A 7,333-nucleotide genomic window follows, 5' to 3' on the forward strand; every position below is an offset into this window, starting at 1 on the left:
CGCCCGAGCAGCACCCAGGCGGCGGCGAAGCGCGGGGCGCGTTCCAGCGCCTGCTCGGCCATCTCGGCGGCGCCGACGCAGTCGCCCTCGGCCAGGCACGCCTCGGCGTAGGCGAAGCGACGGTCGGCCAGCAGGTCGCCGGAGCCGGCCTGGTGAATCGCGAGAATCGATTTCACGGCGGGGATCGATTCGATGGCGGGGATCGATGTCATGGGGGGATCGATCCGGGTCTCGTCGGGACGACGCCCTATATCGTCGGCGACGCCACCCCTCGGTAGACCCATCCTCCGCCAGACCCAACCCTCGACGAGACGGGACCGATGACGCTTCGCGCCGGCGACCTCCTGACCCTGACCCGCGAGGGGCTGTACTGCCCGCTCGGGCGCTTCCACGTCGACCCGACCTGGCCGGTCGAGCGGGCGCTGATCAGCCACGGCCATGCCGACCACGCCCGGGCCGGCCACGGCAGCGTGCTCGCCACGGGCGAGACCCTGCGCATCATGGCGGTGCGCTACGGCGAGGACTTCTGCGGCGCCCGCCAGGAGGCCGTGCTCGGCGCGGACGTCCGCGTCGGCGACGTGACGGTGCGGTTCGCCCCCGCCGGGCACGTCCTCGGCTCGGCGCAGATCGCGATCGAGGCGCAAGGCGTGCGCGTGGTGGTGTCGGGCGACTACAAGCGCGCGCACGACCCGACCTGCCGGCCGTTCGAGGTGGTGCCCTGCGACGTGTTCATCACCGAGGCGACCTTCGGCCTGCCGGTGTTCCGCATGCCCGACACGGCGGCAGAGGTGCGCAAGCTCCTCAATTCCGTGGCTCTGTTCCCCGAGCGCGCCCACATCGTCGGCGCCTACGCGCTCGGCAAGGCGCAGCGGGTGATGATGCTGCTCCGCGAGGCCGGCTACGACCGGCCGATCCACCTGCACGGGGCGATGGAGAAGCTGACCGAGCTGTACAAGCGCGAGGGCTTTGCGCTGGGCGACACGCCCAAGGTGGCCGCCGCCGACCGCGCCGGCCTGAAGGGCGCCATCGTGCTGTGCCCGCCCTCGTCGATCCAGGACGTGTGGTCGCGGAAATTCCCGGATCCGGTGACGAGCTTCGCCTCGGGCTGGATGCGGGTGCGGGCGCGCGCGCGCCAGAAGGGCGTCGAGCTGCCGCTGGTGATCTCCGACCACGCCGACTGGCCCGACCTCTGCCGCACCATCCGCGAGACCGGGGCCGGCGAGGTCTGGGTCACGCACGGGCAGGAGGACGCGCTGGTGCACTGGTGCGGGACGCAGGGCATCGCGGCCAAACCGCTGCACATGCTGGGCTACGGCGACGACGGCGAGGCGGAGCCGGCGCCCGTCGAGGCGGCGCAAGACGCCGCTGATGAGGTCACCGACGAGGCCGCCGCGTGAACGACTTCGCCGAACTCCTCGACCGCCTCGCCTACGAGCCGCGCCGCAACGCGAAGCTGCGCCTGCTGCAGGACTACTTCGCGAAGACCCCGGACCCGGAGCGCGGCTACGCGCTCGCGGCGATGACCGGCACCCTGAGTTTCCGCGAGGCCAAGCCCGCGCTGATCCGCGGCCTCGTCGAGGCGCGGATCGACCCGGTGCTGTTCCGGCTCTCGCACAACTACGTCGGCGACCTCGCGGAGACGACCGCGCTGATCTGGCCGGCACCGCTCGCGGACGAAGCGCGGGTCCCCGCTCCCGAACGGGAGAGGGAGCCCGTCGGCGCTCCCGGCCCCGGCCACAACAACCCGCCTCCGCACGTGCCGACGCTCGCCGAGGTGGTCGAGACCCTGTCGACCATCCGCAAGGCCGACCTGCCTCAACATCTCGCCACTTGGCTCGACGCGCTCGACGAGACCGGGCGCTGGGCGCTGTTGAAGCTCGTCACCGGAAACCTCCGCGTCGGCGTGTCGGCGCGGCTCGCCAAGACCGCGGTCGGCGCGCTCGGCGGGCACGAGGCGGACGCGGTCGAGGAGGTCTGGCACGGGCTCAAGGCCCCGTTCGAGACCCTGTTCGCCTGGGCGGAGGGGCGCGGCCCGCGGCCCGAGACCCTGAACCCGGCCCCGTTCCGGCCGCCGATGCTGTCGCACCCGATCGAGGAGGAGACCGACTTCGACAAGCTCGCCCCGGCCGACTTCTCCGGCGAGTGGAAGTGGGACGGCATCCGCGTGCAGCTCGTCGGCGGGCGCGACGCGGCGGGCGAGCAGGTGGTGCGGATCTACTCGCGCACCGGCGAGGACATCTCCGGCGCCTTCCCGGACTTGGCCGAGGCGGTCACCTTCACGGGGACGCTCGACGGCGAGTTGCTGATCCTGCGCGAGAGCCGCGTGCAGAGCTTCAACGTGCTGCAGCAGCGCCTCAACCGCAAGGCGGTGACGGGCAAGCTGATGGAGGAGTTCCCGGCGCATGTGCGCGCCTACGACCTGCTCACCGCCGACGGCGAGGACCTGCGCGGGCTCGGCTTCGTGGAACGCCGCGCCCGGCTGGAGGCGTTCGTGGCGACGCTCGACCACGCGCGGATCGACGTCTCGCCGTTGGTGCCGTTCTCGACCTGGGAGGACCTGGCCGCGGCCCGCGCCGACCCGGCGGCTTTGGGCGCCGGCGCGGATGCCGACGCCATCGAGGGCGTGATGCTCAAGCGCCGCGACAGCCCCTATCTGCCCGGCCGCCCGAAGGGCCCGTGGTGGAAGTGGAAGCGCGAGCCGCACCTCGTCGACGCGGTGATGATGTACGCTCAGCGCGGCCACGGGAAGCGCTCGTCGTTCTACTCCGACTACACGTTCGGCGTGTGGCGGGACGGCGCCGACGGGCCCGAGCTGGTGCCCGTCGGCAAGGCCTATCACGGCTTCACCGACGCGGAGCTGGCCAAGCTCGACCGCTACGTCCGCAACCACACGGTGAAGCGTTTCGGCCCGGTGCGCGAGGTCGCCTACGGGATGGAGGGCGGATTGGTGCTGGAGATCGCCTTCGAGGGCGTGCAACGCTCCACCCGGCACAAATCGGGCGTCGCCATGCGATTCCCCCGCGTCAGCCGCATCCGCTGGGACAAGCCGGCGGCCGAGGCCGACCGGATCGACCTTCTGGAACGCATCCTGGCGCGGGGCGAGCGCGAGACGATGCCGGGCACGACCTTGGAGATCGCGGAATGAAGCGTGGCACGGTGGGGACGGTCGAGGCGCTGTTTTCCGGCTCCGTCCGGCGCCAGGCCGGCGGGCGGCTGACGATCGCCACGCCGGGGCCGGGCTTCACCGAGTTCACCGACGCGGTCGCCGCCTTCGTGCGCGACAGCGACGTCTCGGACGGCATCGTCACGGTGTTCTGCCGGCACACCTCGGCCTCGCTGACGATCCAGGAGAACGCCGACCCGGACGTGCAGGCCGACCTGATGACTGCGCTGGACGGCCTCGCCCCGCGCCACGCGGCCTACGTCCACGGCGCCGAAGGGCCGGACGACATGCCCGCCCACATCCGCACGATGGTCACCGACGCCACCCTGTCGATCCCGGTGGTGGACGGCCGCCTTGCGCTCGGCACCTGGCAGGGCGTGTACCTGATCGAGCACCGCGACCGGGCGCACCGGCGGGAGATTATTTTGGCGGTGGTGGGGACGTGAGGCGGACGCGCTGATCCCGCGATCACACCCGCCCCGTCATTCCGGGCTCTGCTTCGCAGCCCCGGATTGACCGAGGTTGGAGGGACGCCGTCTTGTCCGCTTCACGCGTACACCACCCCCCGCATCAGCGGCCGGGCCGTGCGGAAGAACGTACCGCGCGTCGTGCGGAACCCGTCCCCATCCTGGACCACGTCGGCGTCGGCGGTGAGGACGCCTGAGGGCATGCCGACGCGCAGGGTGTCGGCGGTTTCACGGGCGACCTCGGCGACGACGCTGCCGGGGAGGCGGGCGGCGACCGCGAGGCAGAGGGTGGCGGTGAGCGGCAGCGCCTGGTGCGGCACGCCGTTCGAGATCACCCGGGCGGTGAGGTCGACCGCGGCGGCGGTCACGCGCTCGCCCGAGAGGGTGCCCGCGTCCTGCGGCGGCGCCACCAGGCCGACGAAGGGGACATGGACGATGGTGGCCGCGTGCGCGTCGTCGCGGGCGATGCCCATCGCCACCGAGGCCGCGCGGCGGATGCGGCCGAGACGGTCGAGCAGGCCGGGTACGGCCTCGATCGCCGCCGGCAGCTCGGTCCCCGTCAGCCCGAGGGCGGTGGCCTTCACGAAGACGCAGGCGTTGGCGGCGTCCACCATCGAGACGTCGAAGTGCCCGAGCCCCGCCACCGCGAGGCGCTCGCGCACCGTGCCGGTGGGGAGCAGCCGGCCGGTGGTGGCGCCGCCGGGATTGACGAAGTCGAGGCGGATCGGCGCGGCCGTTTCCGCGACGCCGGGAATGGCGAGGTCGCCGCGGTAGACCGCGCGTCCGCCCGCCACCGCGAAGGCGGCGTGGACGACCTTCTTCGTGTTGGTGTTGAAGATCCGGATCGTCACAGGCCCGTCGGGCGCCGAGGCCAGCCCCTCGTCGATCGCGAAGGGGCCGACCGCCGAGAGCATGTTGCCGCAATTGCCCGACAGGTCGATCCGCGCCTCGCGCACCACCACCTGGACGAAGGTGTAATCCACGTCGGCGTCGTCGCGGCGCGAGCGCGCGACGACGCAGATCTTCGAGACCGACGACACGCCCCCGCCCATGCCGTCGAGCTGGCGCCCGAACGGATCGGGGCTGCCCATCGCCGCCAGGAACAGCGGTTCCCAGGCCGCGACGTCGGCCGGCACGTCGCGCCGGTGCAGCATCAGCGCCTTGCTGGTGCCGCCGCGCATGAACACGGCCGGGATCGCGGTGAAGCTCATGAGGCGGGCCTTCGTAGAGGGACGGACATCGGACGTGGCCTGCCGGCGGCGGCGGCATCATCCCGCCAAGGCCGGCGCGGGGCATCCGTTCAGGCTCCGAACAGGTCCGCATGGGTGCCGGCGCGGACGAAGACGACGAGGCCGGAGCCGCGCTCGTCGTCGAGCGTGTAGGCGAGTTGGAAGTCGCCGCCGACGTGGCATTCGCGATGTCCCGCCCAATTCCCTTTCAACGGATGATCGAGCCACTCTGGACCCAGGGGACCGTCGTTGGCGATCAGCAGCATGAACTGTTTCAGGCGTGCCATGTCGTACCGGCCGGAGCGGGACAGGCATTCCCAATCCTTGCGGAAGGTCTTCGTGTAGTCGGCCGCCCGCGGCGGGGCGGCGCGCTTAGAGCATTTTCTGTGATCTCTGGATCACGGAAAATGCTCTCACCTGCGGTGTGGTCGCATTTTCTTCACGCGAGCCGGCATCCACCTCGCTTGAAAATGCTCTAGCGGATGCCGGCGTCTTCAGGGTCGGCGATCAACGCGTCGGCACTGGTGAAGCGGCCCCGGTGCAGGCGGGCGATGGTCTCGGCTTCCTCCATCGCAGCCAGGGTCTCGGCGTTCGGAACACCGAGTTCGAAGGGAAGCGCCCGATCCGTGGCGACGCGGTGCAGGAACAGGCGCACCGCATCCGACATGGACAGGCCGAGGGCATCGAGCGCGACCACGGCGCCGGCCTTGGTCTCGTCGTCGACGCGGATGTGCAGGACGGATGTGGGAGCGGTCATGCCGAAGCCTCTCTCGCTCCCGAGAATGGCGCTCGCCACCCCGACCGTCAACGCGCCGCGTCCTCGCGGCCGCCCCTACAAAAACTTCAGTGGGTCGGTCTCGGGCGGGGGCGGGGCGACGTCGGCGCGGTTCCACCAGCCGCCGCCGAGCGCCTGGAACAGGGCCGCGGTGTCGGCGTACTGCGTCGCCCGCGCGCCGGCCGATGTGACGAGCGCCGAGAGGTAGCCCTGCTGGGCGATCAACACCTGCGTCGAGTTCACGGCGCCGGCCGAGAACTGCTTGCGGATCAGGCCGAGGCTCTGGCCCGTCGCATTCTCCGCGGCCGAGGCGGCGGCGACCGCGGCGGCGTCCGATTGCAGGGCGCGCAGCGCGTCGGCCACGTTCTGGAACGCGGCGATCACCACGGCGCGGTACTGCGCCTGCGCCTGGGTCAGGGTCTCCTCGGAGGCGCGCTGGCGGCGGTAGAGCGTGCCGGCGTCGAAGATCGGCGCGGTGGCTTGCCCGAGGATGGTGAAGAACCCGGCGCCCGGGTTGGTGATCTGCGCCAACCGCACGGCGCTTGAACCGCCCGCGGCGGTGATCGAGAATTGCGGCAGGCGGTTCGCCACCGCGACGCCGACGCCGGCCGAGGCCTGCTGCACCAGGGCCTCGGCCGCCTTCACGTCCGGCCGCTGCTGCACCAGGCGCGAGGGCAGGCTGACGGGGACCTTCGTCGGCAGCCGCAGGGCCGAGAGGGTGAAGGTCTCAGCCACCTCCTCGCTCGGCAGGCGTCCGGCGAGCGCGGTCAGGAGGTTGCGCTGCTGCGCCAGCTGCTTCTCCAGCGGCGGCAGCAGCTGCTGCGACAGCGACAGGGCGGCCTGCTGCTGGATCACGTCGGCGCCGGCGATCTGCCCGAGCGAGAGCTGCTTGTTGTAGAGGGTCAGCACCTCGGTCTGGGCCTGGATCACCCGCTTCGTCGCGTCGATCTGGGCGCGGAGGCTGGCCTCCTGGATCGCGGCGGCGACGACGTTGGCCGTGAGGCTGAGGTAGGCGGCCTCGAGCTGGAAGCGCTGGTTCTCGGCGGTGGCCTCGAGCCCCTCGATCGTGCGGCGGTTGAGGCCGAACACGTCGGGGTTGAACGCCACCGTCACCTGCGGCGTGTAGAGGCTGTAGAGGTAGTTGTTCTGGTTCTGCAGCGGCGATTGCAGGTCGAGCCCCGGCGCCCGCGCGCCCAGCGCCTGCGGGTTGGCCGAGAGCGAGGGATACAGCGTGCCCTTCTGCGCGAGCACGTTCTGCTGCGCGATGCGCAGGCTCGCCTGGGCCGCCTCCAGGTTCGGGTTGTTGGCCAGCGCCTCCTCGACCAGGCGGTTTAGCGCCTTGGAGCGGAACAGCGTCCACCACTGGCCGGGGATGTCGGCGCCCGAGACGAAGCTCTGGTCGGCCGAGCCGCCCTGGCGCGTGGCGACCTTGTCGGCCGCGCTCGGGTTCGCCAGGGGCTCCTTCGTGTAGCGCGCGACCGGCGGATCCTCGGGCGCGATGTAGTTTGGGCCGACCGCGCAGGCGGACAGGCTCAGGCTCGCGGCAAGCGCCGCCGCCCGTGCGGATCGCCGGTTCAGGGCCGTCTCGATCATCGCGCCCCAGCGAGTGCCGGCCCGCGCGGTCGCGCGAACCCCCGCCCGGTAGAGCGCCGCGGGGGGGCGTCGAGTCAATGCGGCGTTGGCCGTGACGGGCGGGGAG

Annotated in this window: 6 protein-coding genes and 2 pseudogenes; 3 read left to right on the forward strand and 5 right to left on the reverse strand. The window is 71.9% G+C overall.

All coding sequences use genetic code 11. From position 1 onward, the window contains the following. Positions 1–212 (reverse strand): annotated as a pseudogene (locus tag FV229_RS23605) (tetratricopeptide repeat protein); the annotation flags it as partial. 108 nt (positions 213–320) lie between these two features. Here FV229_RS23605 and FV229_RS23610 point away from each other — a divergent pair. From FV229_RS23610 to FV229_RS23620, 3 genes are read left to right on the forward strand one after another with little or no spacing between them, the layout of a single operon-like run. Further along, positions 321–1,397, forward strand: a complete 1,077-nt coding sequence (locus FV229_RS23610; RefSeq protein WP_147754289.1) for a ligase-associated DNA damage response exonuclease — start codon at positions 321–323, stop codon at positions 1,395–1,397. Further along, entirely contained in the window at positions 1,394–3,145 is a 1,752-nt protein-coding gene (locus tag FV229_RS23615) for a cisplatin damage response ATP-dependent DNA ligase (protein ID WP_147754290.1), read from the forward strand. Before FV229_RS23610 ends, FV229_RS23615 begins: the two co-directional genes overlap by 4 nt. Beyond that, entirely contained in the window at positions 3,142–3,609 is a 468-nt protein-coding gene (locus FV229_RS23620) for a secondary thiamine-phosphate synthase enzyme YjbQ (protein ID WP_147754291.1), read from the forward strand. The genes FV229_RS23615 and FV229_RS23620 overlap by 4 nt, the downstream gene beginning before the upstream one ends. A 101-nt stretch (positions 3,610–3,710) precedes the next feature. On the opposite strand, the gene FV229_RS23625 is transcribed toward FV229_RS23620, so the two are convergent. The 4 genes and pseudogenes from FV229_RS23625 to FV229_RS23640 form a co-directional block, all read right to left on the reverse strand. Next, entirely contained in the window at positions 3,711–4,841 is a 1,131-nt protein-coding gene (locus tag FV229_RS23625) for a PrpF domain-containing protein (RefSeq protein WP_147754292.1), read from the reverse strand. 89 nt (positions 4,842–4,930) lie between these two features. Then, positions 4,931–5,197, reverse strand: a pseudogene (locus FV229_RS23630) (type II toxin-antitoxin system YafQ family toxin); the annotation flags it as partial. 137 nt (positions 5,198–5,334) lie between these two features. Further along, positions 5,335–5,616 (reverse strand): type II toxin-antitoxin system RelB/DinJ family antitoxin, encoded by a 282-nt coding sequence (locus tag FV229_RS23635; RefSeq protein WP_147754294.1) that lies wholly within the window; start codon positions 5,614–5,616, stop codon positions 5,335–5,337. Positions 5,617–5,691: 75 nt separating this feature from the next. After that, entirely contained in the window at positions 5,692–7,227 is a 1,536-nt protein-coding gene (locus tag FV229_RS23640) for an efflux transporter outer membrane subunit (protein ID WP_147754295.1), read from the reverse strand. Positions 7,228–7,333 lie beyond the last annotated feature (106 nt).

The organism is Methylobacterium sp. WL120, from assembly GCF_008039465.1.
Lineage (GTDB): Bacteria > Pseudomonadota > Alphaproteobacteria > Rhizobiales > Beijerinckiaceae > Methylobacterium > Methylobacterium cerastii.